We start from the raw sequence: 24,636 nt of genomic DNA, 5'->3' as shown, positions 1-24,636 counted from the left end.
CTCAGTTTTTACGGTGCTGCTGATACTGGCGCGCTACCCGTTTGAAATACTCGGTCAGATAGTCGATACACACCTGCACTTTCAGCGGTAGCTTATCTTTTTCGGTGTACAGCGCATAAACCGGTCTGGGGGCCGACTGATACTGTGAAAACAGGATATCGATCTCACCGGTGTTGATCTCGTTTATCACCCACATCAGTGGGACATAGGCGATACCGCACCCGGCTTTCAGCCAACGGATCAGCGTTAGCGAATCATTGGTCACGAAACGTCCCTGCGGTGTCAGACGCGTGACCAGCCCTTCCGGTGCAATCAACTCAAAGGTGTTGTCCGGGCGCACGCTATATTCCAGCCACGAAAAATTATCGATCTCGCCAGGCTTTTCCGGCGTGCCGTGCTGTGCCAGATAGCTTTTGGCTGCGCATACCACCATCGGCATCGCGCCCAGGCGACGCGAGAACAGATTGGAATCCTGCAACTCACCGACGCGGATCACCAGATCCAGCCCGTTAGCAATCAAATCCGGTGCCGGAATGCCGGTGACTAAATTGACGCTCAAACCCGGATATTCGCGTAACATATCGCTGGTCATATCAGCGAGGACATTTTGCGCCATTGTCGACGAGCTGCCGATACGTAAAATACCAATGGGCGTGTTGTTGAAGGCATACAGTTGTTCGTGGACCTGCATCGCCTCTGCCAGCATGCGGCGGCAGCCCTGATAATAAATTCTGCCCGCTTCGGTCAGGCCAATGCTTCGGGTGCTGCGATTCAGCAGCTTGACCTGGAGCTCATCTTCCAGTTTCGCGACTATCTGGCTAATCGACGAAACGCTAAGATGAAGCTGACGTGCCGCGGCGGTGAAGGATCCTAATTCAACCACTTTGGCGAAGATGGACATGCCTTTAAGTCGTTCCATTGTTTACTCTGGCTAAAAAGTGATTTAGCTCACAATATGTAGATAACGTATAGTCAAGCGCGTTACTATACGCACGCTGGGTCATTTCACCGCACCTTAACACGGCAGTGAATCTGCCTGTGTTTGTCAGATGATACGCTATGATTAGCTCAAACGGCCTGAATGTTGCCATCAGTCTACCCGTCATCCCATTATCATCAACCCCTTGTGCCATGTGGCATGCGGGCAGGTATCGGTGCAATCCGGCAAGGTCGAACTAAGGAACCGAAATGAGTGTGCTTCCGGTATTTGTCGTATTTGGGCTGTCTTTCCCGCCCATCTTCATTGAACTCATAGTTTCGCTGGCGCTGTTCTGGCTGGTGAAACGCGTGCTGACGCCCAGCGGATTGTACGATCTGGTTTGGCATCCGGCACTTTTTAACACAGCGCTTTATTGCTGTGTGTTTTACCTTGTATCCCGTTTATTCGTCTGAGGTTTTAAGTGAAAGCGCTAATAAGAAAAATCGCGCGCTACGCGATTACTCTCCTGCTGGTTGTCGTCGCTATCGTGATCATCTTCCGCGCATGGGTGTTCTACACCGAATCCCCGTGGACGCGTGATGCTAAATTCTCTGCCGATGTCGTGGCGATCTCTCCGGATGTGACCGGCTTGATCACCGAGGTGCCGGTCCGTGATAACCAACTGGTGAAGAAGGGCGATACCCTGTTTGTGGTTGACCGCCCCCGTTACCAGAAGGCGCTGGATGAAGCACAGGCCGATGTCGAGTATTACCAGGCTGTCGCCAACGAAAAACGTCGTGAAGCGGCGCGCCGTAACCAACTCGGCACCAGCGCGATGTCGCGTGAAGCCATTGACCAGGCCAACAACGATCTGACCACCACCGAGCATCAGCTGGCAAAAGCTATTGCGACGCGCGATCTGGCGGCCATCGACCTGGATCGTACCACCATCAAGGCACCGTCTGACGGTTGGGTGACCAACCTTAACGTCTATGAAGGCGAGTTTATTACCCGTGGTTCAGTGGCGGTGGCTCTGGTGCAGCAGCATACGTTCTACGTGCTGGCCTATATGGAAGAAACCAAGCTGGATGGCGTACGCCCGGGCTTCCGTGCGGAAATCACCCCGCTGGGTAGCAATACCGTGCTGCGTGGCACCGTCGACAGCATCGCAGCCGGTGTTACCGACAGCAGCAGCACCAATGACAGCAAAGGCATGGCCACTGTTGATTCCAATCTGGAGTGGGTGCGTCTGGCGCAGCGTGTACCGGTGCGTATTCATCTCGACGATCAGCCTGGCAATCGCTTCCCGGCTGGCACCACCGCTACCGTGGTGATTACTGGTGAGAAGGATCGTAAGACGCAAGCCTCACCGATGAGCAAATTGTTTAATCGCCTGCGTGAGTTTGGTTAAGAGGGCGATATGATTGAGTTCCTGCGTTTCCCGGTGAAGCTGACATTTGCGCTGGTAGCGGCGCTGATTATCGGCTTTCACTTCAATCTGGAAACGCCGCGCTGGGCGGTGATGACCGCCGGGATAGTGGCGGGTGGCACCGCCTTTGTCGCCGGAGGAGATCCCTACTCCGGCGCGCTGCGCTATCGCGGCATCCTGCGTATTATCGGGACCTTTATTGGTAGCGCGGCGGCTCTGACCATCATGATCGCCACGGTGCGTGCCCCGGTAGTGATGCTGCTGTTATGTTGCCTGTGGGCCGGCTTCTGCGTCTGGCTCTCCTCGCTGATCAAAGTCGAAAATTCCTACGCTCTGGGTCTGGCAGGCTACACCGCGCTGATTATCGTCGTCACCGCCGATGCCAGTGGTGGGCTGACGCTGGCTCCGCAGTTTGCGGTTGAGCGTTGTAGCGAAATCGTGCTGGGTATTTTGTGTGCCATTCTGGCGGATATGATCTTCTCGCCCCGTTCGATTAAAAAAGTGATCGACCAGGAAGTGGATTCGCTGCTGGTGGCGCACTACAAACTGCTGCAACTCTGTGTCGCGCACGGCGATAAAGAAGAAGTCGACAAAGCCTGGAGCGCGCTGGTGCGCCGCACCACGGCGCTGAACACCATGCGCAGCCAGTTGATGATGGAATCCTCGCGTTGGAAAAACAGCAGCCGTCGTCTGCAAATGCTGAATACTTTATCCCTGACCTTGATTACGCAGGCTGCTGAAACCTTCCTGATCCAGAATTCCCGCCCGGATTACATTCCGCCGCAGTATCGATTGCTGATCGAGAAAGAGGTCAAAAGCGTTGATGACGTGCACAAGCGCATGAAAATCATGCGCCGGGTAATTGGCGTCAGCAGCAAATCCACACCGCTGACCTTAGCCAGCTGGGTGGGAGCAGCAACCGAATACTTGTTGTTGATTAACGGCGTCAGGAGCAACAGCCGCATCACCACGCTGGAAGACGGTATTCTGCAACGTGAAGTGGTGATTCAGGCGCGTTCTGCCGAAACCCACCATGCGATGATTAACGGCGTACGTACGTTTGCGGCGACGGCGATTGGCTCACTTTTCTGGTTGTACACCGGTTGGACCTCTGGCAGTGGCTGTATGGTGATGCTGGCGGTAATCACCGCACTGGCGATGCGTACCCCTAATCCATTGATGATGGCAAAAGACTTCCTCTACGGTATGACGGTCGCAGTGCCGCTGGGTGCGCTCTACTTTATCTACGTCCTGCCTGCAACCCAGCAAAGTATGCTGCTGCTTTGCATCGCGATTGGCCTGCTGGGCTTTATTGGCGGCATCTTTGTCCAGCGTCGCCAACTGGGAACGTTAGGTGCCCTGATTGGTACCATCAACGTGCTGGTACTGGATAACCCGATGAAGTTCGAGTTCAACGTGTTTCTCGACAACGTGTTGGGCCAGGTGATTGGATGTTTTGTGGCGATGATGGTGATTCTGCTGATTCGTGACAAATCTAAGGCGCGTACCGGACGTAAGTTGCTGAATCGCTTTATGTATGCGGCGGTGGCGGCGATGACCACCAATCAGGCACGTCGTCGCGAGAATCACTTACCGGCGCTGTATCAGCAACTGTTTCTGCTGCTCAATCTGTTCCCCGGCGATATCAATAAATACCGTATCGCGCTGACGCTGATTATCGGCCATCAACGCTTACGCAATGCCGAGGTGCCGATCAATGCAGATCTCTCCGCCTATCACCGCCAGCTGCGATCCACTGCTGACCAGGTGATCTCGACGCGTAGCGATGATAAACGACGTGTCTATTTTGAGCAGTTGTTACGCGAGCTGGATGTCTATCAGGAGAAACTCCAGCACTACGCGGCACCGAGCAGCGTAACGGAGCCGGTAAAACGTTTAGCCAGCATGTTGAGTAAGTATCAGAACACATTGATTCAAATCTGAAACCAGCCACCGCGTGATGCGGTGGCTCACTCTCACAAAACCCACCGGTAATGCCATCTATACTTTCCTGACGGGATGCAAACTGTCAGGGGGAAGGAGGGCATCCACACCCCCGCAGCAACACAAACATATCAACGCAGGCTACCCGGTTTAATGGGCAGTGGTACAGAAAAGAGAGTCGTCATGATGAGAATCGAACGTTTTGATTTCGATGAAATCGTCGATCAGGCGCACTTCTTCCGCCAGTTCAGTGACCGTTTTGCGCTGGTGGATCTGGCGATTACTGATTTGGACGATCTCTGGGAAGTGGTGACAGGCGAGCAACTGCCGTTACCGCTGGAGATTGAGTTTATTCACTTAGGATCAGGACAGAAGCGTCGCTATGGGGCGTTAATTTTGCTGTTTGATGAAGCAGAAGAGGAGCTGGATGGCCAGCTCCGCTTTAATGTGAAGTAACGCAAAAAGGGCCCCGGCGAGCGGGGCCAAAGGGTTCGTCAAGCAGTTGACGAGGAATTACTTATACAGTTCAGCAGTGATGTGATAGTTGTCGCCGGTGCGGGCTTCAATCACTTTATAGGCGCTGGCACCCTGTTCATCGGCTTTTTGCGACAGCTGAGCACGATAATCCATTGGTGCACCGGCAGTACCACTGATGGTCACTGTCCCCGCAGGCTGCATATTCTGAGCCTGTTCCGCCGTGACCAGTTGTGCCGCAGAGGCACCGAAGGTCAACAGTGAGAGCAGGCTAGCGGTTGCGATGGTTGCTTTGATTTTCATTGTTCGTCTCCTCATTACAATCAACAACCTGCGGTGGTAAGTGGGTAGCGGGTCGTCGATTCATATCCAGGCGCCGTTTGGGCGCCGGATAATCATTTATCGATTATTTGTACAGTTCAGCAGTGACGTGGTAGGTGTCATTCTGATTGTTTTCAATGATGCGATAGTGGCTGGCACCCTGAGCATCGGCTTTGGCAGAAAGTTCCTGACGGATGTTGTTCTGGTCGCCATCACGGCCACTCACGCTGATGGTTTGGTTCAGCGGTTGCAGATTCATGGTGTCTGCCTGCTCATTGGTAATCAGACTTGCTGCGCTGGCACCGAAAGAAAGAACGGAAGCCAGGCTTAGCACTGCGATAGATAATTTAGTTTTCATGATTCACTCTCCTGAATTTGGGTCAGCAACCTGAGCGCAATCGCGTCTCAAATGGGTTGCCTTTCACATTGTGTCTTGTTTCGGCGAACTTATTTATAAAGTTCAGCAGTCGCGTGGTAGGTGTTGTCATTACGCGCTTCGATCACGCGATAAGCTTTAGCACCTTGCTGGTCTGCTTTTTCGCTCAGTTGCTGATGGATATCCATCGGCGAACCAGCCGTGCCGCTGACACTGATGGTGCCGGCCGGTTGCAGATTCATTGCCTGATCAGCATTAATAGAATCTGCGGCGAAAGCGCCAAATGACAGGGCAGATAGAATGCTCATGGTTGCGATAGTAGTTTTAACTTTCATGATTATTTCCTCGTCTTCTGTTTTTTCTCTTTTTGTTTGGTGTGATTTGCATCACGAAAAGAAGTATAGATCTAATCACTCATGAAATTAATATTCTGCTAATAATGTTTGGTTGTTATTCTTTGTCCTTATGACAACTTTTAATAACTGAGTGTTATAAAAACCGCCTGGTTTCTGCACAACACCTGTTAATTACATGTAAAAACAATGACCTATGTCATTTTATCTTTCTGTGCGAAATATTATGGTTGATCCATCTGGCTGATACGCTGCGAGTGGGGTATATAGCTGATGCTGTTGTGTAAAGCAGTGTAAAATAGCGCTAAAGGTTAAGCAGGATAAAAGGTCCTACCAATTATTGTCGGGCGTGAGAACGGACGAGAATATGCTTAATGTATTGTTTCTTGAGGATTTCTCTTCAAGCGTGACGGCGGGTAAAGGGAATGGCCGAGTTGTTACCGGCAGGTAATCTGCCGGTAGCGGGCAGGGTTTTATAGCTCTTGTTCGAATAACATCAACACAGCGTCATGGAGCTGCTTCACGGTAAAAGCACGCGCGGGGGTAATAAAGATAGTGTCATCACCGGCGATGGTGCCGAGAATGCCTTCGGCTTTACCCAGCGAATCCAGCAAACGGGCGATGAGCTGTGCTGCGCCGGGGCTGGTGTGAATCACCACCAGAGCATCGTTGTAGTCGATATCCAGCACTAAATTTTTCAGCGGGCTGGTCGTGGTCGGCACACCCAGTTCGGCTGGCAGGCAGTAAACCATCTCCATTTTTGCGTTGCGCGTGCGCACCGCGCCAAACTTAGTAAGCATACGAGAAACTTTTGACTGATTGATGTTCTCGAAGCCGTCTTCCTGTAACGCCTGCACAATTTCACCCTGAGAGCTGAATTTCTCTTCTTTCAAGAGGGCTTTGAACGCCTTAACCAGGTCGTCTTGTTTAGATGGGTTTCGCATAGGTTACCAATAAAAAGAGGGATGCGTTGGGCAACAAGCCCATGCAGATAAATGATTATGCATTTAAATGAATTTTTATGCAATAAACAGGTGAGGGGTTCGCCGGGATAACCTGCGAGGGCGGCGATCATAACAGAGATTTACCGCTACGCCAAAATCGCGGCGTGGCGCGCAAAAGCGAAGGTTGCAATGTTGTTATATTATTGAAGTGGTAACAACAAAATGACTGATCATTGCCGACCCCTGTCTTCTGGCTGCGACCTATGATCATTCAGGCGACTTCTGAAGTGTGGATGTCTCGGGAGCCGTATTGCGGCGTCAGTGTTAATAGCGCGACGGGTATTGTCGCTATCGCCTGAGAAGTTGATTAAACTCGTAACCCGATGGAAACCCGGCAGATCTCTGCCCCACCTTAATAAGGAGTCCAGGATGAAAGTTGCCGTTCTCGGTGCCGCTGGTGGTATTGGCCAGGCGCTAGCACTGTTGCTTAAGACCCAATTACCCGCAGGTTCAGCCCTTTCGCTTTATGACATCGCCCCGGTTACGCCGGGTGTGGCTGTGGATCTCAGCCATATTCCTACCGCAGTGAAAGTTGAGGGTTTTAGTGGTGAAGATGCCACACCCGCACTGAAGGGAGCCGATGTGGTGCTGATTTCCGCCGGAGTGGCACGTAAACCCGGCATGGACCGCGCCGACCTCTTTAACGTTAACGCAGGCATTGTTCGTAACCTGATTGAGCAGGTGGCAAGCACCGCACCCAAGGCCTTGATTGGCGTGATCACTAACCCGGTTAACACCACGGTGGCGATTGCGGCAGAGGTGCTGAAGAAAGCGGGTGTGTATGACAAAAACCGGCTGTTTGGCGTAACTACACTGGATATTATCCGCGGCAACACCTTTGTTGCGGCGTTAAAAGGCAAGCAACCCGGCGAGATCGACGTACCCGTGGTCGGGGGGCATTCTGGCGTCACTATTCTGCCGCTGCTGTCGCAGGTCAAAGGCGTTAGCTTTAGTGAGCAGGAAGTGTTGGATCTCACCAAACGTATCCAAAACGCCGGTACGGAAGTGGTGGAAGCCAAAGCCGGTGGCGGCTCAGCGACCCTGTCAATGGGTCAGGCTGCGGCACGTTTCGGTCTGTCGCTGGTACGCGCCATGCAAGGGGAAGCGAACGTGGTCGAATGTGCTTATGTGGAAGGGGATGGCGAATACGCGCGTTTCTTCTCGCAGCCACTGTTGTTGGGCAAAACCGGTATCGTGGAGCGCCGTCCACTCGGACCGCTCAGCGCCTTTGAGCAACAGGCGTTAACCGGCATGCTGGATACGCTGAAGAAAGATATCGCTCAGGGCGAAGAGTTTGTGAAATAAACTGACCAGGTGCGCATCCACTGCGCACCTCATTTTTACAACCCACCCGACTTATAATTCCGTGCCGCCGGTGTGCCATTGCTGGCCGGGCTTTTCTTGCCCAGGGTTTCCATACGAACCTGGAAAGGCGGGAAGGGCATTTCGATACCGTGCTCGGCAAAACCATGCAAAATCAGCTGATGCAGTTCATGGCGTAGCGGCATGCGGTGGCCCATTTCGGCGGCGTAGACTCGCAGTTCAAACAACTGGATACCTTGTTGCAGATCGACAAGGAACACGTCCGGGGGCGGCGTATCCAGTACGTAGGTACAGCGTTCGGCCGCTTGTTTCAGGATCAAGGTCACTTCGTCGCTATTAACCCCAGCCGGTGCCGGGATAGTCAGCACCACACGCGTCACCGAATCGGAAAGCGACCAGTTAACGAACTGCTCGGTAATAAACGCCTTATTCGGCACGATAATCTCTTTGCGATCCCAGTCGGTGATGGTGGTCGCACGGGTATTGATGCGGGTGATACTCCCGGTGAGATCGCGGATGGTGACGGTATCGCCGATACGAATCGGCTTCTCGAACAGGATAATCAGGCCAGAAATAAAGTTGGCGAAAATCTCCTGTAAACCGAAGCCCAGACCAACACCCAGCGCGGCGACCAGCCATTGCAGCTTCGCCCATTCAATGCCAATCATCGAGAAGCCAATCAGCCCGCCAATCAGCATCAGGATATATTTGGTCACCGTGGTGATGGCGTAGCCGGTGCCAGGCGTCAGGCTCAGGTGCTGCAACAGCGCCAGCTCCAGCAGCGCAGGCATATTGCGCACCAACTGGGTGGTAATAATCAGCACCAGAATGGCGATCAGAATCGAACCGAGGGTAATTGGCTGGATGCTTTCCACCCCCTGCACCGTGGTGCTGACATCCCACAGGCGGATATTTTCGAGGAAACCGAACGCCGAGTGAATCTCCGACCACAACACAATCACCGACACCAGGGCAATCAGGGTCAGAATCGAACGAACCAGGCGCAGCGACTGGGCGCTGATAGCATCCAGATCGATGATGGGTTCATCCGCTTCCACTCCCACGCCCTCAATGCTGGTGGCAGGCTGCTCTTTATCCTCTTCACTGCGCGCACGGTTGGCCAGCATCTCTGCACGACGCTGGCGGGCGCGGTCAAAGGCGATACGGCGGCGTTGGATTAACATCCAGCGGCGAACAATATGGTAAATCACCAGCAGGAAGAACCAGATGCCGACGGAAGTTTCCAGGCGTGCCAGCAGTGCCTGTGCAGTCGCCAGATAGCCAATGCAGGAGGCGAGGGCCGCAACCAGTGGAATGGCGATCATCAGGTTCCACAAAATGCGGTTGATAAAGTTATCGCCGTTGCCTTCTTTATCCAGGTACAACGGGATGCCGGCGCGCTTCAGGCTGACGGTCACGATGCTTAATGCACCGCAAATCAGGATGAAGCACAGCCTGCCAAGCGTCGAGGAGAACTCACGATCTTCCAGGTTGGCAAAAGCGATCAACAGCATGATCAACGGCACAATCAGGCCAACGGTAAGCGAGTAATAACGCATTGCGCGTGCCACACGCGCCTGAGGCCAGCGGAAATGCACGACAAACAGGCCATTGGGGCGGGCAAAAGAGGCGCTGATCATAAACGCCCACAGCAGAGGCAGCGTGGCGGTGATGCCATCGCCAATTGCCACCGCTATCGGGTAGGGCCAGGCTTCCTGCAAACCATAACCGAGGGCCGCCCATAACACCGGAATCGGCACGGCGACCAGAATCGACCAGAACACCGTGCGCATTGTCAGGCCGAAGTGATCCTGTGTCACCTTGCCCACTTTGCTGGCGGCTCGTGCCAGAAAAGCATGATAGTGGCGGCGTGAACTGATGCTGAACCCAACCAGAAGCACGGCTCCCAGAATCGGTAGCACCGTTTCCTTGCTGGTAAACATCATCGCCAGTGCTTTGCCTAACTGGCCCAGCGTATCAAGCGATAACAGCCGTGCCAGGGCTTGTGCGGTATCCACTGGAAAGCTCAGGTCAACCGCACTGACATCAGCGGTCCAGAACAGATAACGATGGGTGGCATCGCGCACTTCCGTCAGTGCATCCTGTAGCTGGGTATTGGAAACTTTGAGTTTGGTGATTTCCAGAATCAGCGTATCGCAGCCGGAAATTAAAGAGTTAAGCAACTCGCGCTGAGTTTTCAGCTGGGCTTCCAGAATGCGGCTCTGTTCACTGGTGAAAGGCGTGCCATCATCCTGCTTCTCTTTGCGTAATGCCTGCTGACGCTCCAGCAAATCCTCATAACGGAGCCGTTGTACGCGCAACTGGCCCATTTCGTTGTCGATCTGCTGTGATTTGGGCATATCCGGCAGACGCGCCACCTGCGCGCGCAAGGCCTCGCCCAACAGGTTCGATGCGCCCAGCCATTGCGATTGCTCACGCAGGGTGCTCAGTGCCTGACGAACTTGCAACGTCTGATTGGTCGCCAGGCGTTGCTGCGAGGCGACCAAATCCATGCGTTGTGCCTGCTGATTAAGGTCAGCAGACAGCTCACGGTTTACCCGGAATTGTTCGCTAATGGCGCTGGGCAGATCGCCGCTGTTTTCCGCCAATTGCTCGGTACGTTCCAGTGCCTGTTCAGCCTCACGCTGGCGCTGATTGTTCAACTGATTGCGCAGCGCTTGCAGGTAATTATCCAGTTGTGAGGCCTGACGTTGATGCACTTCGGCACGCATGCGCGCCAATTCCTGACGGTTATTGGCGGAGAGTTGCGCCAGTTCCAGTTCATCCACACGCGCTTTGTTGGCGGCGTTCTCCGCCTGACGTGCATAGATCTGGGCTTGTTCCTGCGGGGTGGTGGCGGTTGACGCGCCCTGCACGCGACGGTCGCTCTCCGTCATGGCCCGGCGCGCCTCGGTCTGCTGCTGCGGCAACTGCGACAGCGAATCGCTGATTTCGCGTGCGCGATCCTGCTCCTGCTGTGCCTGACGTCCCTCTTCCAGTAACTGACTGCTAACCTGCAAAATCTCCTGATCCAGTTCGGTGCTGCTCATATTGTTGCGCACCGTTTTGCTGCTCTCACTGGTCATGCTGGTGAGTTGCTGGCGTAGTTCTCGTGCCAGACGGGGGAAGTCGTCAATTACCTGCTGATATTGCTTTGCCCGCTCCAGCGAATCATCGCGTTCAGCAAGGAAATTGAGTGCTGTTTCCAGCGTCTGAATTTGTTCGGTTTGGGCAGGGGAGCTTTTAGCGGATTTGACGGCATCCAGCTCCTGTTTCAGGTCACTGGCTTGCGGCACGCTGGCCGCAAAAACAGGGCTGCTGAGCCACAAACTCAGCAGCAGGATAAGAAAGGCACGCACAGGGAGTTGTCCTGTTAGTCGGCGAGCGGGGTGGTTTCACCCTGCTGCGGCAGCGCGATAGCCAGCGGCTGACCAAGACGGGTTTTGCTCTCCGCTTCCAGGCTCTCTGCCAGTTTGACGCGCTTCGGGGCAAACAGGTTGATGACGGTGGAACCCAGCTTGAAGCGTCCCATTTCCTGGCCCTTCAGCAGCACTACCGCGCCATCATGATCGGCTGCCGGGTAGTGCCAGCGTTTGATCACCCCTTCGCGTGGCGGCGTGATGGTACCGGCCCAAACGGTTTCGATGCTTCCCACGATGGTTGCACCTACCAGAATCTGTACCATCGGACCATGATCGGTATCGAACACACAAATCACGCGTTCGTTACGTGCAAACAGGTTTGGAATGTTACGCGCGGTCAGAGGGTTGACGGAGTAAAGGTCGCCTGGCACGTAAATCATTTCGCGCAGGATACCGTTACACGGCATATGTACCCGGTGATAATCACGCGGGGCGAGGTAAGTGGTGACAAACTCACCGTCCTGGAACTGTTCCGCCAATGCATCATTACCCGCCAGCAGTGCCTGCAACGAGTAGTAATGGCCTTTGGCCTGGAAAATCTGATCCCCTTCGATGCGACCTAACTGACTGATGGCACCATCGGCAGGCAGAGCCAGCAGCGTGGCATCGGGATCGATCGGGCGTGCCCCCTCTTTTAACGGGCGCACGAAGAAATCATTAAAGGTGCGATAGCTGGCGGTGTCTGGTTTGCTGGCTTCCGCCATATCCACTTTGTAGTACCAGACAAAAATATCGATGACCGCTTTGGTCAGCCAGCCACCACGACGACTGGCACCCCAACCGGCAAGTTCGGTCAGTCCTTTCTTAGGCAGAATATGATTCAGGCCGAGCTTAAAACGATCAAACACCTTAGCCTCCTGGCTTTATTACACATCGTTTATACAAAAGGGGGCGGATTGTAGCAGCGCCCCGGTCAGTTGGCGAATGTGCCGTTGTATACCCTTCATCCTTCAAACTGCCGGTGCGTTGGCTGCGCTCGCTCACCCCAGTCACTTACCTGAGTAAGCTCCTGGGAATCACTCGTTTGCCGCCTTCCTGCCGTTCGAATGATTTTGGGTATAACCGTTAATCTTCGCTGGCGGAAAAGTTTTTACGCGTTTTTACTTGCGCCATGCTTTCCAGAATTCGGTGGTAGTTATCGAAGCGAGAAGCATCGATGATGCCGTTCTCTACCGCTTCACGAATAGCACAGCCGGGATCATTGCCGTGCTTGCAGTCGCGAAACTTGCAACTGCCAAGAAACTCACGGAATTCGACAAATCCACGGGTGATTTGTTCCGGCTCCAGGTGCCATAAACCAAATTCGCGTACACCCGGCGAATCAATCACATCGCCGCCGTGCGGGAAATGGTATAAGCGTGCGGCGGTGGTGGTGTGCTGGCCAAGACCTGAAACATCCGACACGTCGTTAGTCAGGATCTCATCACCGGCGACATCGAGGCCCAGCAGCGCATTCAGCAGGCTGGATTTACCGACACCGGACTGCCCGGCAAAGATGCTGATACGTCCGGTTAACGCGGCTTCCAGCTCATCGAGGCCGTTTTTGGCGCGGCTGGACACCATCAGGACGCGATAACCAATGTGGCGGTAAATCGCCATCTGTTCATCAACAAAAGCACGCGCTTCATCGTCCAGCAGATCGGTTTTGTTCAAGACCAGCAGCGGCTCGATCCCCAGGGTTTCACTGGCGACCAGATAACGATCGATGATGTTAAGTGACAACTCAGGCAGGATCGCCGACACGATAATGATCTGATCGATATTGGCGGCGATCGGTTTGACGCCGTCGTAGAAGTCGGGGCGCGTCAATACGCTGGTACGATCGTATACCGCTTCGACGATCCCTTTGCCGCCGTTCTCATTGGCCGCACGCCAGACCACGCGATCGCCGGTAACCAGCGATCGAATGGTGCGACGAATATTGCAGCGATGTACCTCGCCTGCGCTGTCTTCAACGTCTGCGTGCATGCCGAAGCGGCTGATCACTACGCCATCGGTTGGCTCCCCAAACAGGCTATCATCCGGTTCCGGCTTTTCGCTCCGTTGCTTCAGACGACGCTCATGGTTCGCGCTTACGCGACGTTGTTGACCCTTCGACAGTTTATTTTTGCTCACGCATCCTCTCACGCTTTCGCCAGGCTTCGCCCCGCTGGGCAAAACGTCTATGATACACCTTAATTTAGTGTAATGACGACTTTGGCAACGGGCGGAAAATGCATGACAGCTGGAAATGAAAATAATCTGATTTGGATCGACCTCGAAATGACCGGGCTGGATCCAGAACGCGATCGCATCATTGAGATCGCTACGCTGGTTACGGATGCCAATCTGAATATTCTGGCGGAAGGGCCGGTGATGGCGGTACATCAGTCCGACGCGCAGTTGGCGCTGATGGATGACTGGAATGTGCGTACCCATACCAATAGCGGTCTGGTGGATCGCGTGAAGGCCAGCCAGTTTGACGATCGTGCCGCAGAACTGGCGACTATCGAATTTTTGCAACAGTGGGTGCCCGCTAATACCTCGCCGATTTGTGGCAACAGCATCGGTCAGGATCGTCGCTTCCTGTTCAAATATATGCCGGAGCTGGAGGCTTATTTCCACTACCGTTATCTCGATGTCAGTACCCTGAAAGAGTTGGCGCGTCGCTGGAAGCCAGACATCCTGCCAGGCTTCAAAAAAAGCGGCAGCCATCAGGCATTGGATGATATCCGCGAGTCCGTGGCGGAACTGGCGTATTACCGCGAGCATTTTTTGCAGCTTTAATCGCCTTCGGGTGCGCAGGAAAACAGCAGGTTGCTGAATTAATCGGCAAACGCGCAGAAAGCGCAAAATTTTGCTTTCAGGCTCTTGCGATGGAAAGGATTTCTCGTATAATGCGCACCCCGTACCGATGAAGAATTTCGGTGCGGCCAGAACCAAGATGATGCGGGAATAGCTCAGTTGGTAGAGCACGACCTTGCCAAGGTCGGGGTCGCGAGTTCGAGTCTCGTTTCCCGCTCCAAAATTTGGTTCAGCAGTACCTCCTATGCGGGAATAGCTCAGTTGGTAGAGCACGACCTTGCCAAGGTCGGGGTCGCGAGTTCGAGTCTCGTTTCCCGCTCCAAAATTTGTATAGCAGTACCTCCTACGCGGGAATAGCTCAGTTGGTAGAGCACGACCTTGCCAAGGTCGGGGTCGCGAGTTCGAGTCTCGTTTCCCGCTCCAGTTTTGAATATTCATTTAAGTTATTTGTCTTCGGTCACGAGCAAAACTAAAACTGTGGCAGCCAAACCGTTTTCTGGAAAGTTTGCGCAATGCTGCAAAGTCAAAAATTGATGAACTGACGACAGTCGCTGCCTTGATTGGCCAGCAGGTTATCCACAATCTGCCCGGTGCATTCAGACGGCGTTTTACCCTATATGCAAAACCGTTTTGAACAGAGTTATCCACAGGCTCTGGACGATTGCTTATATCCTAATGTATGTATAAATGTTTACGATAAATTTATAATTTATTGATTTTAATCTATTTTTTCATGTTTCAGACTGTTGTTAAACTTACTGGACGATATAACGGGGCATCCCGCTAATCGGCCTGATAATTTTATTCACAGCATGTGGAAAAGGATTTTATCCTGCAAATTTGTTCAATCACGCATCACGCGCCAGACCTTTTTCAATCGCTCGTACCAGACGCAATTTCTGTGCAGGCTGGACCTCAACTTTAAGAGCGGCACGCTTCTCGCGTTGTTGAGCCAGCGCCCAATCGATATGTTCATCCAGCAAGGGATGCTCTCCTGAACGCTGTTGCAACACGGCGATATTTTCTTCTGACCAGGGCGCATTGCCCAATGCCACCGCTACGTTACGCAACCAACGCAGATGTCCAATACGGCGAATGGCCGACCCTTCAGTCACGCGCAAAAATTTTGCTTCATCCCACATAAACAGCGTGGTGAGCGGTGGTGCATGAAGCACGGCACGCGGTGAAAAATCGTCTTGGTCGGTGAGTTGCCCATAGCGGTTCCACGGACAAATCAACTGGCAATCGTCGCAACCATAGATACGGTTGCCGATCAGCGGGCGAAACTCTTCCGGGATGGCACCTTCCAGTTCAATGGTCAGGTAAGAGATACAACGTCGCGCATCCACGGTGTACGGCTCGACAATCGCTGATGTCGGGCAGATAGTCATACAGGCGACACAACGGCCACACTGTTCTTCCTGCGGGGTATCTACTGGCAATGGCAAGTCGATCAGCAACTCGCCGAGGAAAAACCACGAACCCGCTTCACGGTTGAGAATCAGTGAATGTTTGCCGGTCCAGCCCAGGCCTGCTTTGGCAGCCAGTGGACGTTCCAGCAGCGGGGCGGAATCAACAAATGGGCGGAAATTCAGTTCGCCACACTGCTCCTGAATCTTTTCCCCGAGCTTTTTCAGTCGATTGCGTAATATTTTGTGATAATCGCGGCCCAGCGCATAGCGGCTGACATAACCCAGTTGTGGATTTTTCAGCGTGCTGGCGAAGGCTGCTTTGGCTGGCAGGTAATTCATACGAACGCTGATCACCCGCAATGTGCCGGGTAGTAACTCATGGGGACGCGCGCGCATCATGCCATGACGCGCCATCCATTCCATCTCACCGTGGTATTGTTTCTCCAGCCACGCCTGCAACCTGGGTTCTTCAAGGCTGAGATCGGTATCGCAAATACCGACTTGCTGGAAGCCGAGTTCGCGCCCCCAGAGTTTAATCTGTTGAGCAAGCTGTTGAAGATCGAGAGGGTATGACATGAGAAACCAGGAATTGAACGCTAACACGCGCAGTTTATCACACTCTGTCTGGCCTGCGCAGGCGATAGGAAAACTTGAGCGCGATGCCGCCGACAGCCTGGGACTGACCCTGTATGAACTGATGCAGCGCGCCGGGCAGGCCAGCTATGAACTGGCACGTCGCTTATGGCCTGAAGCCAGTCACTGGTTGGTTCTCTGCGGGCACGGCAACAACGGCGGCGATGGATATGTGGTGGCGCGGCTGGCGCAAGCGGCAGGCATCACGGTCACGCTGCTGGCGTGTGAAGGCAGCAAACCGCTACCGGAAGAAGCGCAGCAAGCGCGTGAAGCATGGCTGGCGGCAGGCGGAGTGATTCATGCAGCCGATGCCTGCTGGCCGGAACAGGTTGAGGTGATCATTGATGCTTTGCTCGGCACCGGGCTGAACCGTGCGCCTGCTGCACCTTATGACCATCTGATTACGCTCGCCAATGCCCATGTGGCACCGGTGCTGGCAATCGACATGCCTTCTGGGCTGGTGGCAGCCAACGGCACGGCACCGGGGGCGACTATGCTGGCCGCGCATACCTTAAGCATGATTGTGTTGAAACCCGGACAACTCACCGGCAAAGCGCGTGATTATATCGGGCAATTACATGTCGATGAGCTGGGGCTGTCGGCCTTTCTTGCGGGTAACCCGGCACCGATGCAGCGTGTTGATGCTCAGGACCTCTCTCGTTGGCTGAAGCCGCGCAAAGCCACCTCGCATAAGGGCGATCATGGTCGTTTACTGGTGGTTGGCGGGGATCGGGGGACGGCGGGTGCGATTCGCATGACGGCAGAAGCAGCATTGCGTGCCGGGGCAGGGCTTGTGCGCGTGCTGACGCATGAAGATAATATCGCGCCAATACTGACCGCCCGACCGGAACTGATGGTGGATGCACTGGTCGAAGAACGGCTACAGCAGGCGTTGGAATGGGCGGATGTGATTGCCATTGGCCCTGGCTTAGGCCAGCGCGATTGGGGTAAACAGGCGCTGAAAACGGTTGTAGCCTGCGAAAAGCCGATGCTTTGGGATGCGGATGCGCTCAACCTGCTGGCAATCAATGCGGATTACCGTCAGAATCGCATCATTACGCCGCATCCCGGCGAAGCGGCGCGTCTGCTGGGCGTCAAGACCAGCGAAATTGAGAGCGACCGCATCCATGCCGCCCAGACATTGGTCAAACGCTACGGTGGCGTCGTGGTGTTGAAAGGGGCGGGTACGGTGATCGCTGATGACCAGGGAAATCTGGTCATTGCCGATGTTGGCAATGCCGGTATGGCCTCTGGCGGTATGGGCGATATATTAAGCGGCATTATTGCCGCGCTGATGGGCCAAAAACTGGCCCTGTTTGATGCGGCCTGTACAGGCTGCGTGGCGCATGGTGCAGCAGCGGACGCCGTTGCCCGCCAGCGCGGTACACGCGGTATGCTGGCCACTGATTTGTTCGAGCTGCTGTGGCAGTTTGTTAATCCAGAGATGATCCAACAATAAAGAATGAAGACCTGTGTTATTTCTTTGCCCGATGAAGCGGCAACTCTTGAACTTGGCGCGCAGCTGGCTCGCGTATGCAACAGCGCGCTGGTGATTTATTTATATGGCGATTTGGGCGCGGGTAAAACGACATTCAGTCGTGGTTTTTTGCAGGCGCTGGGCCATCAGGGCAATGTTAAAAGCCCGACTTATACGCTGGTCGAACCCTATACGCTGGATAGCCGTACGTTATACCACTTCGACCTGTATCGTTTGGCCGATCCGGAAGAACTGGAGTTTATGGGAATTCGCGACTATTTCAGCGGCGATGCCATTTGCCTGGTTGAATGGCCACAACAGGGTGCGGGTGTCTTACCTGAACCGGACCTGGCGCTGACATTGCGTTACGTTGACAATGCGCGTGAAGCAGAACTCCAGGCGGTTTCAGCGCAGGGCGAAACCCTGCTGCAACAGTTCCAGCAGTGCAGGGATCAGGCATGATGTCACGGATGAAAATGGCGTTGCTGGCGCTGCTCTGCCTGTTCTCCACCTCGGCGCTGGCCGCCACATTAGCAGATATCAAAGTCGATAATGGTGACAGTCAGGCGACGGTCACCCTGAGCTTTAACGGTCAGCCTGTGTACGGTTTTTTTCCGTTGCACAATCCCGATCGCGTGGTGCTGGATATCCGCCAGAGCGGCAATATTCAGGGATTGCCGTTGACGTTCAGCGGCGAAAATATCGTTAAGCGTATCCGTAACAGTAAGCCACAAGATAAGCAGAGCATTCGTCTGGTATTTGAATTAACCCAGGCTGCGCGTACCCGCGCAACGACTCAGCGTGATGGCAATCAGTATCGCGTGGTGTTCACCATTCGCGGTACGCAAACGGCGAAACGCAATGCGGCACCGGTCAGCTCGGTGCGCGAAACCACGAGCAGCAATCAGGGAAATCCGTTTAACGCTAACCCGGTAACCACGGTCAGCAGCAGTAATACCACCATCCGTCCCGGTGGCGCGGTGAGTCGTAACGAACCGGTGATTGTCGCGATTGATGCCGGTCACGGCGGCCAGGACCCCGGTGCGACCGGGCAGCGTGGTTTGCATGAGAAAAATGTCACCATCGCCATCGCACGTAAATTGAAAGCATTGATGGATCAGGATCCGATGTTTAAACCGGTCCTGACGCGTACCGGTGACTACTTTATCTCGGTGATGGGCCGCTCTGACGTTGCGCGCAAAGAAAACGCCAACCTGCTGGTATCCATTCACGCCGATGCGGCACCCAGCCACTCAGCAACCGGCGCCTCGGTGTGGGTGCTATCCAACCGTCGCGCGAACAGCGAAATGGCAAACTGGCTGGAACAGAAAGAGAAACAATCAGAACTGCTGGGCGGCGCAGGCGATCTGCTGGCGAATACCCAGGCCGATCCCTATCTGAGCCAGGCGGTATTGGACCTGCAATTCGGTCATTCGCAGCGTGTTGGCTATGATGTGGCGGTGAAGGTGTTGCAGCAGTTGCGTGGCATTACGCCGTTGCATAAACGTCTGCCTGAGCATGCCAGCCTCGGTGTATTACGTTCACCGGATATCCCCTCTTTATTGGTCGAAACCGGCTTTATCAGTAATTTGACTGAGGAGCGGCTGCTGGGCAGCAGCGCTTATCAGCAGAAGATTGCACAGTCGATTTATAAAGGGTTACGTAATTACTTCCTGGCGCATCCGTTGCAATCGGTCCCAAGGGAAGAAAACCGCCCGCTGGATAACGCGCCAGTGGTAAGCGTCGCCAGTAATCCGGCGACAGGCACGGTGCAATATACGGGTGCGACACAACGCCATACCGTGACGCGTGGTGAAACCTTGTCAGGTATCGCCGCAAAATACGGTGTCAGTATGGCAACGCTGCGCGAGATGAACAGCCTGAAACGTGATGTGGTTTGGGTTGGGCAACGCCTGAAGGTGCCGGCGAAATCGACCGTCACCGCAAGTACCTCGCGTGGTCCGGTTCGCCATAAGGTAGTGCGCGGTGACTCATTAACCGCAATTGCCGCCCATTATGGCGTCAGTCCCAATGCCATCATGCAGGCCAATAATATGAAGTCCTCTAACGTGATGTTGGGGCAAACTCTGAAAATCCCGCAATCCTGATTGCTGGCCCCTGGTGGGCCAGCCAGCTACAAGGATCACCACCATGCCTATACAGATTTTACCGCCACAGCTGGCAAACCAGATCGCCGCAGGCGAAGTGGTGGAGCGTCCGGCATCGGTGGTGAAAGAGCTGGTGGAAAACAGCCTCGATGCCGGGGCCACGCGTATCGATGTGGACATCGAAAAGGGCGGCGCAAAGTTAATCCGCATTCGTGATAACGGTTGTGGGATAGCTAAAGATGAACTGGCGATGGCACTGGCGCGACATGCAACCAGCAAAATTGCCTCGCTGGACGATCTCGAAGCCATTGTCAGCCTGGGCTTCCGTGGCGAAGCGCTCGCCAGTATCAGTTCGGTGTCCCGCCTGACGCTCACTTCACGTACCGAAGATCAAACCGAAGCCTGGCAGGCCTACGCCGAAGGGCGGGATATGGCGGTCACGGTTAAACCGGCGGCACATCCGGTTGGCACCACGCTGGAAGTCCTCGACCTGTTTTACAACACCCCGGCCCGCCGTAAATTCATGCGTACGGAGAAAACCGAGTTTACCCACATTGATGAAGTGATTCGTCGCATTGCGCTGGCGCGTTTCGATGTGGCGATCTCGCTCAGCCATAACGGTAAGTTGATGCGCCAGTATCGTGGCGTGACTCAGGATGCACAGCGTGAGCGTCGACTTGGGGCGATTTGCGGCACCACCTTTATGCAGCATGCGCTGAGGATTGACTGGCAGCATGATGATTTGGCGCTGCGCGGCTGGGTGGCTGATCCGGCCGGTTCACGTCAGGTGACGGACCTGCAATATTGCTACGTCAATGGCCGTATGATGCGCGATAAACTGATCAATCACGCCATTCGCCAGGCCTATCAAACCCAGTTAGGTGATGAGCAGCAACCGGCTTACGTGCTTTATCTGGAAATTGATCCGCACCAGGTGGATGTTAACGTTCATCCGGCCAAGCACGAAGTCCGTTTTCACCAGTCACGTCTGGTCCATGATTTTATCTGGCAAGGGGTGATGAGCGCCTTGCAGGCCAGCCGTGCTGCTGAATTGCCGATTGCACACGCAGAAGAACCTGCGCCACAGTGGCAGCCGGAGAACCGGCAGGCGGCAGGCGGAAATCATTTTTCCCAGCCAGCGGCAACGCCACGTCGCTCAGGCGCGGCGGGTGGTGGCTGGCAGTCGCAAGAGCCAGGCTATAACACGCGTGAAGGGGCGGCCTATCAGAAACTGATACAAACGCCGGTCAGCGTGCCGACGCCGGCAAAAGCGCCATCCGTCCCGGCCCCCGTGCCTAAACCCGCAAGCGAAACACCGCTTGCGGCTCATGTGCAAAGCTTTGGGCGGGTACTGAGCGTGGTTCGTCAATGTTATGCCTTGCTGGAGCGTGGCGATACGCTGCAATTACTCTCTTTACCGGTGGCCGCACGTTGGCTAAAACAGGCCCAGTTGCAACCTGGAGAGGAAGGGCTGAAACCACAGCCGTTACTGATCCCTGTCAGGCTGAAAGTCGCGGCAGAGGAGATGGCGGTAATTGGCCGACAAGCGGCATTGTTAACGACGATGGGCATTGATTTACAACGGGAAGGGCAGCATGTGACGCTCCGCGCGGTGCCTTTACCGTTACGCACACAAAATTTACAAATCTTGATTCCAGAACTGTTAGGCTATCTCGCCCGGCAGCAAGAGGTTTCTGCGTTCGCACTGGCCCAGTGGCTGGCCCGTCGTGACAATGCAGAAGCCCCGCACTGGAATCACTCGCAGGCGATTACGTTGCTGGCGGAGCTGGAACGGCTATGCCCGCAACTGTTAAAGTCGCCGCCTTCTGGCCTGTTACAGGCCGTTGAGATTGAGAGCGCGATTAACGCGTTGAAGCATGAGTGAACTGAACCAGGCTAGCCGGCCTAAGGCAATTTTTTTGATGGGCCCGACTGCCTCCGGTAAGACGGCGCTGGCAATTTCGTTGCGTCAGCATCTTCCGGTGGAACTTATTAGCGTTGACTCTGCCTTAATCTATCGCGGGATGGATATTGGCACGGCGAAGCCGTCCGAAGAGGAGTTAGCGCAGGCCCCCCATCGCTTGCTGGACATTCGCGACCCGGCGGAGGCGTATTCCGCTGCCGAGTTTCGTCGTGATGCGTTGGCAGAAATGGCGGAAATCACCCAAAGGGGTAAGATTCCGTTGCTTGTTGGTGGAACCATGCTCTACTTCAAGGCGTTGCTTGAAGGATTGTCGCCGCTGCCCTCGGCCGATCCGGACGTGCGTCAGCGGATAGAGCAAATGGCGGCGGAGAAAGGTTGGGATGCCTTGCACCGTCAGCTGTGTGAAATCGATCCGGTCGCCGGTGGTCGTATTCATCCGAATGATCCGCAGAGACTTTCGCGAGCACTGGAAGTTTTTTTTATTTCGGGTAAAACTTTAACGGAACTGACAAAAACATCCGGTGAAGCGTTACCCTACGACGTGTATCAGTTCGCAATCGCTCCGGCGAATCGCGAATTGCTACATCAACGCATTGCGTTGCGTTACAACCAGATGCTGGCGTCAGGGTTTGAAGCGGAGGCTCGCGCTCTGTTTGCACGAGGTGATTTGCATACGGATATGCCTTCCATTCGCTGTGTTGGTTATCGTCAAATGTGGTCTTACCTCACTGGCGAAATCGATTACAACGAAATGGTTTATCGGGGAATTTGCGCAACCCGGCAGCTCGCGAAACGCCAGATGACCTGGTTACGTGGCTGGCCTGACGTGCACTGGTTAGACAGTGACGAGCCAGATTTAGCGCGTAATGCGGTGCTTCAGGTTGTTAGTGCGAAGCAGGGATGATTGTGTACAATTGATCCGTTATCGTGCGCAAATTTTTTACGCAGTTTTTCTGAACCACGGTTCAAAAAGTAACAAACAACAAGCATATAAGGAAAAGATAGAATGGCTAAGGGGCAATCATTACAAGACCCGTTTTTGAACGCACTGCGTCGTGAACGTGTACCGGTTTCGATCTATTTGGTGAATGGTATTAAGCTGCAAGGGCAGATTGAATCCTTCGATCAGTTCGTTATTTTGTTGAAAAACACAGTTAGCCAGATGGTGTATAAGCACGCCATCTCTACAGTGGTTCCTTCTCGTCCGGTATCGCACCATAGCAACAATGCGGGCGGCGGAAGCAGTAACTACCACCACGGCGGAAGCAACCAGGCCGCTCAGTCGCAGCCACAACAAGACGGCGATAACGCAGAATAATTTTTGTGTTGCCGTGAAGCCAGGGCTGGAGAGCGCGAACGTTTTCCCGTCCTGGTTATTTATTTTAGCGAGGTTATAGCTTGTTTGACCGTTATGATGCCGGTGAGCAGGCCGTACTGGTACACATCTGGTTCTCCCAAGACAAAGAGCTGGAAGATTTGCAGGAGTTTGAAACTCTTGTCTCTTCTGCGGGCGTCGAAGCGCTGCAGGTTATTACTGGCAGCCGTAAAGCGCCACATCCCAAATATTTTGTCGGTGAAGGAAAGGCAGTTGAAATTGCCGATGCGGTGAAAGCGAGTGGAGCATCGGTCGTTTTATTCGATCATGCCTTATCCCCTGCTCAGGAACGAAATCTTGAGCGGCTGTGCGAATGTCGCGTTGTCGATCGCACCGGCTTAATTCTCGATATTTTTGCTCAGCGCGCCCGTACCCATGAGGGTAAATTGCAGGTCGAGCTGGCACAGCTACGCCATCTGGCAACGCGTCTGGTTCGTGGCTGGACGCACCTTGAGCGCCAGAAAGGCGGTATCGGTTTGCGTGGTCCGGGTGAAACCCAGCTGGAAACGGACCGTCGTTTGCTGCGCAACCGTATCAGTCTGATCCTTTCCCGTCTTGAGCGCGTGGAAAAACAGCGTGAACAGGGACGACAGGCGCGCGCTAAAGCCGATGTGCCAACCGTTTCGTTGGTGGGATACACCAACGCCGGTAAATCCACCCTGTTCAACGCTATCACGTCAGCGGATGTTTATGCTGCGGATCAGCTGTTTGCGACGCTGGACCCGACCTTACGCCGTCTGAATGTGGCGGATGTGGGGGAAGTGGTGCTTGCAGATACGGTAGGTTTTATTCGTCACCTGCCTCACGATTTGGTGGCGGCGTTTAAGGCAACATTGCAGGAAACGCGTCAGGCCACCTTACTGATGCATGTGATTGATGCGGCTGATTTACGCGTCAATGACAACATCGAGGCAGTTAATGAAGTGTTGGCAGAGATTGAGGCCGACGAAATTCCTTCCCTGCTGATCATGAACAAAATCGATATGCTGGATGGTTTCGAACCGCGTATCGACCGTGATGAAGAGAATAAACCGATTCGCGTCTGGCTTTCCGCGCAGACCGGTGTCGGTCTGCCATTATTATGGCAGGCACTATCAGAACGTCTGGCGGGTGAAATTGCGCAGTATGATCTGCGTTTACCACCGGAAGCCGGACGTCTGCGCAGTCGTTTTTACCAGTTACAGGCGATTGAGAAAGAGTGGAATGAAGATGATGGCAGTGTAGGTTTACACGTACGAATGCCGATTGTGGACTGGCGTCGTTTATGTAAACAAGAGCCGTCGCTAGCCAGTTATATTGTTTGACCGTTGCCCAACTCATTTACCGGAACAGCCTGTACATCGGCTGTAAGGTAAAAC

Annotated in this window: 22 protein-coding genes and 3 tRNA genes; 16 read left to right on the top strand and 9 right to left on the bottom strand. The window is 54.2% G+C overall.

The annotated features are described in order from the left end of the window. Nucleotide 1: 1 nt before the first annotated feature. Entirely contained in the window at nucleotides 2-919 is a 918-nt protein-coding gene (aaeR, locus tag AC6I8N_RS18165) for an HTH-type transcriptional activator AaeR (protein WP_036625599.1), read from the bottom strand. Between the two features lie 269 nt (nucleotides 920-1,188). On the opposite strand from aaeR, the gene aaeX reads away from it, so the two are divergent. The 4 genes from aaeX to AC6I8N_RS18145 all read left to right on the top strand — a co-directional run bounded on the left by aaeX (nucleotide 1,189) and on the right by AC6I8N_RS18145 (nucleotide 4,748). Next, nucleotides 1,189-1,392, top strand: a complete 204-nt coding sequence (aaeX, locus tag AC6I8N_RS18160) for a p-hydroxybenzoic acid efflux pump operon protein AaeX (protein ID WP_013510717.1) — start codon at nucleotides 1,189-1,191, stop codon at nucleotides 1,390-1,392. A gap of 8 nt (nucleotides 1,393-1,400) precedes the next feature. Next, entirely contained in the window at nucleotides 1,401-2,330 is a 930-nt protein-coding gene (gene aaeA / locus AC6I8N_RS18155; RefSeq protein WP_021183591.1) for a p-hydroxybenzoic acid efflux pump subunit AaeA, read from the top strand. Nucleotides 2,331-2,339: 9 nt separating this feature from the next. Then, nucleotides 2,340-4,292, top strand: a complete 1,953-nt coding sequence (aaeB, locus tag AC6I8N_RS18150) for a p-hydroxybenzoic acid efflux pump subunit AaeB (RefSeq protein WP_021183590.1) — start codon at nucleotides 2,340-2,342, stop codon at nucleotides 4,290-4,292. Between the two features lie 186 nt (nucleotides 4,293-4,478). Next, the gene (locus tag AC6I8N_RS18145; RefSeq protein WP_497830713.1) at nucleotides 4,479-4,748 is read left to right on the top strand and encodes a barstar family protein; all 270 of its coding nucleotides are present in this window, start codon (nucleotides 4,479-4,481) and stop codon (nucleotides 4,746-4,748) included. Nucleotides 4,749-4,805: 57 nt separating this feature from the next. Here the strand turns inward: AC6I8N_RS18145 and yhcN (AC6I8N_RS18140) are convergent, their stop codons facing one another. From yhcN (AC6I8N_RS18140) to argR, 4 genes are all read right to left on the bottom strand, one after another. Continuing rightward, on the bottom strand, nucleotides 4,806-5,069 hold the full coding sequence (gene yhcN / locus AC6I8N_RS18140) for a peroxide/acid stress response protein YhcN (protein ID WP_013510713.1): 264 nt from the start codon (nucleotides 5,067-5,069) through the stop codon (nucleotides 4,806-4,808). A 103-nt stretch (nucleotides 5,070-5,172) separates the two neighbouring features. After that, nucleotides 5,173-5,445, bottom strand: coding sequence for a YdgH/BhsA/McbA-like domain containing protein (locus AC6I8N_RS18135; protein WP_013510712.1), 273 nt, complete (start codon nucleotides 5,443-5,445; stop codon nucleotides 5,173-5,175). 89 nt (nucleotides 5,446-5,534) lie between these two features. After that, a complete protein-coding gene (gene yhcN / locus AC6I8N_RS18130; protein WP_021183588.1) occupies nucleotides 5,535-5,798 on the bottom strand; it encodes a peroxide/acid stress response protein YhcN in 264 nt (87 codons plus the stop codon). 491 nt (nucleotides 5,799-6,289) lie between these two features. Then, nucleotides 6,290-6,760 (bottom strand): transcriptional regulator ArgR, encoded by a 471-nt coding sequence (argR, locus tag AC6I8N_RS18125; RefSeq protein WP_013510710.1) that lies wholly within the window; start codon nucleotides 6,758-6,760, stop codon nucleotides 6,290-6,292. A 429-nt stretch (nucleotides 6,761-7,189) separates the two neighbouring features. Here argR and mdh point away from each other — a divergent pair, with 429 nt between their 5' ends. Then, entirely contained in the window at nucleotides 7,190-8,125 is a 936-nt protein-coding gene (gene mdh / locus AC6I8N_RS18120; RefSeq protein WP_021183586.1) for a malate dehydrogenase, read from the top strand. A gap of 35 nt (nucleotides 8,126-8,160) precedes the next feature. On the opposite strand, the gene mscM is transcribed toward mdh, so the two are convergent. The 3 genes from mscM to rsgA all read right to left on the bottom strand — a co-directional run bounded on the left by mscM (nucleotide 8,161) and on the right by rsgA (nucleotide 13,680). Beyond that, nucleotides 8,161-11,502 (bottom strand): miniconductance mechanosensitive channel MscM, encoded by a 3,342-nt coding sequence (gene mscM, locus AC6I8N_RS18115; protein WP_497829649.1) that lies wholly within the window; start codon nucleotides 11,500-11,502, stop codon nucleotides 8,161-8,163. Nucleotides 11,503-11,516: 14 nt separating this feature from the next. After that, nucleotides 11,517-12,413: an archaetidylserine decarboxylase gene (gene asd, locus AC6I8N_RS18110; RefSeq protein WP_021183584.1), complete on the bottom strand. Its 897-nt coding sequence runs from the start codon at nucleotides 12,411-12,413 to the stop codon at nucleotides 11,517-11,519. A 217-nt stretch (nucleotides 12,414-12,630) separates the two neighbouring features. Continuing rightward, nucleotides 12,631-13,680: a small ribosomal subunit biogenesis GTPase RsgA gene (gene rsgA / locus AC6I8N_RS18105; protein ID WP_021183583.1), complete on the bottom strand. Its 1,050-nt coding sequence runs from the start codon at nucleotides 13,678-13,680 to the stop codon at nucleotides 12,631-12,633. A 102-nt stretch (nucleotides 13,681-13,782) separates the two neighbouring features. Between rsgA and orn the strand changes: the two genes are divergently transcribed. The 4 genes from orn (at nucleotide 13,783) to AC6I8N_RS18085 (ending at nucleotide 14,772) form a co-directional block, all read left to right on the top strand. Further along, a complete protein-coding gene (orn, locus tag AC6I8N_RS18100) occupies nucleotides 13,783-14,331 on the top strand; it encodes an oligoribonuclease (RefSeq protein ID WP_021183582.1) in 549 nt (182 codons plus the stop codon). A gap of 162 nt (nucleotides 14,332-14,493) precedes the next feature. After that, nucleotides 14,494-14,569: transfer RNA gene (locus tag AC6I8N_RS18095), tRNA-Gly, on the top strand. 26 nt (nucleotides 14,570-14,595) lie between these two features. Continuing rightward, nucleotides 14,596-14,671, top strand: a tRNA-Gly gene (locus tag AC6I8N_RS18090). A 25-nt stretch (nucleotides 14,672-14,696) separates the two neighbouring features. Then, nucleotides 14,697-14,772, top strand: a tRNA-Gly gene (locus tag AC6I8N_RS18085). A 425-nt stretch (nucleotides 14,773-15,197) separates the two neighbouring features. On the opposite strand, the gene queG is transcribed toward AC6I8N_RS18085, so the two are convergent. After that, a complete protein-coding gene (gene queG / locus AC6I8N_RS18080) occupies nucleotides 15,198-16,337 on the bottom strand; it encodes a tRNA epoxyqueuosine(34) reductase QueG (RefSeq protein ID WP_497829648.1) in 1,140 nt (379 codons plus the stop codon). Between queG and nnr the strand changes: the two genes are divergently transcribed. The 7 genes from nnr to hflX all read left to right on the top strand — a co-directional run bounded on the left by nnr (nucleotide 16,336) and on the right by hflX (nucleotide 24,582). Continuing rightward, nucleotides 16,336-17,853, top strand: a complete 1,518-nt coding sequence (gene nnr, locus AC6I8N_RS18075; RefSeq protein WP_497829647.1) for a bifunctional ADP-dependent NAD(P)H-hydrate dehydratase/NAD(P)H-hydrate epimerase — start codon at nucleotides 16,336-16,338, stop codon at nucleotides 17,851-17,853. The two genes, queG and nnr, sit on opposite strands and share 2 nt — an antisense overlap. Nucleotides 17,854-17,856: 3 nt before the next feature. Next, nucleotides 17,857-18,333: a tRNA (adenosine(37)-N6)-threonylcarbamoyltransferase complex ATPase subunit type 1 TsaE gene (gene tsaE, locus AC6I8N_RS18070; RefSeq protein ID WP_021183578.1), complete on the top strand. Its 477-nt coding sequence runs from the start codon at nucleotides 17,857-17,859 to the stop codon at nucleotides 18,331-18,333. Beyond that, entirely contained in the window at nucleotides 18,330-19,979 is a 1,650-nt protein-coding gene (gene amiB / locus AC6I8N_RS18065) for an N-acetylmuramoyl-L-alanine amidase AmiB (protein WP_497829646.1), read from the top strand. The genes tsaE and amiB overlap by 4 nt, the downstream gene beginning before the upstream one ends. Before the next feature lie 43 nt (nucleotides 19,980-20,022). Next, nucleotides 20,023-21,864: a DNA mismatch repair endonuclease MutL gene (mutL, locus tag AC6I8N_RS18060; RefSeq protein ID WP_497829645.1), complete on the top strand. Its 1,842-nt coding sequence runs from the start codon at nucleotides 20,023-20,025 to the stop codon at nucleotides 21,862-21,864. Continuing rightward, nucleotides 21,857-22,807 (top strand): tRNA (adenosine(37)-N6)-dimethylallyltransferase MiaA, encoded by a 951-nt coding sequence (miaA, locus tag AC6I8N_RS18055; protein ID WP_208724263.1) that lies wholly within the window; start codon nucleotides 21,857-21,859, stop codon nucleotides 22,805-22,807. Before mutL ends, miaA begins: the two co-directional genes overlap by 8 nt. Before the next feature lie 102 nt (nucleotides 22,808-22,909). Beyond that, entirely contained in the window at nucleotides 22,910-23,221 is a 312-nt protein-coding gene (hfq, locus tag AC6I8N_RS18050; protein WP_021183576.1) for an RNA chaperone Hfq, read from the top strand. 80 nt (nucleotides 23,222-23,301) lie between these two features. Next, nucleotides 23,302-24,582: a ribosome rescue GTPase HflX gene (hflX, locus tag AC6I8N_RS18045; RefSeq protein ID WP_021183575.1), complete on the top strand. Its 1,281-nt coding sequence runs from the start codon at nucleotides 23,302-23,304 to the stop codon at nucleotides 24,580-24,582. Nucleotides 24,583-24,636 lie beyond the last annotated feature (54 nt).

It is taken from the genome of Pantoea sp. X-Soil-TKNS-1279, from assembly GCF_059730565.1.
The sequence above is the reverse complement of the archived record's forward strand: the minus strand, read 5'-3'. Positions and strand labels throughout refer to the sequence as shown.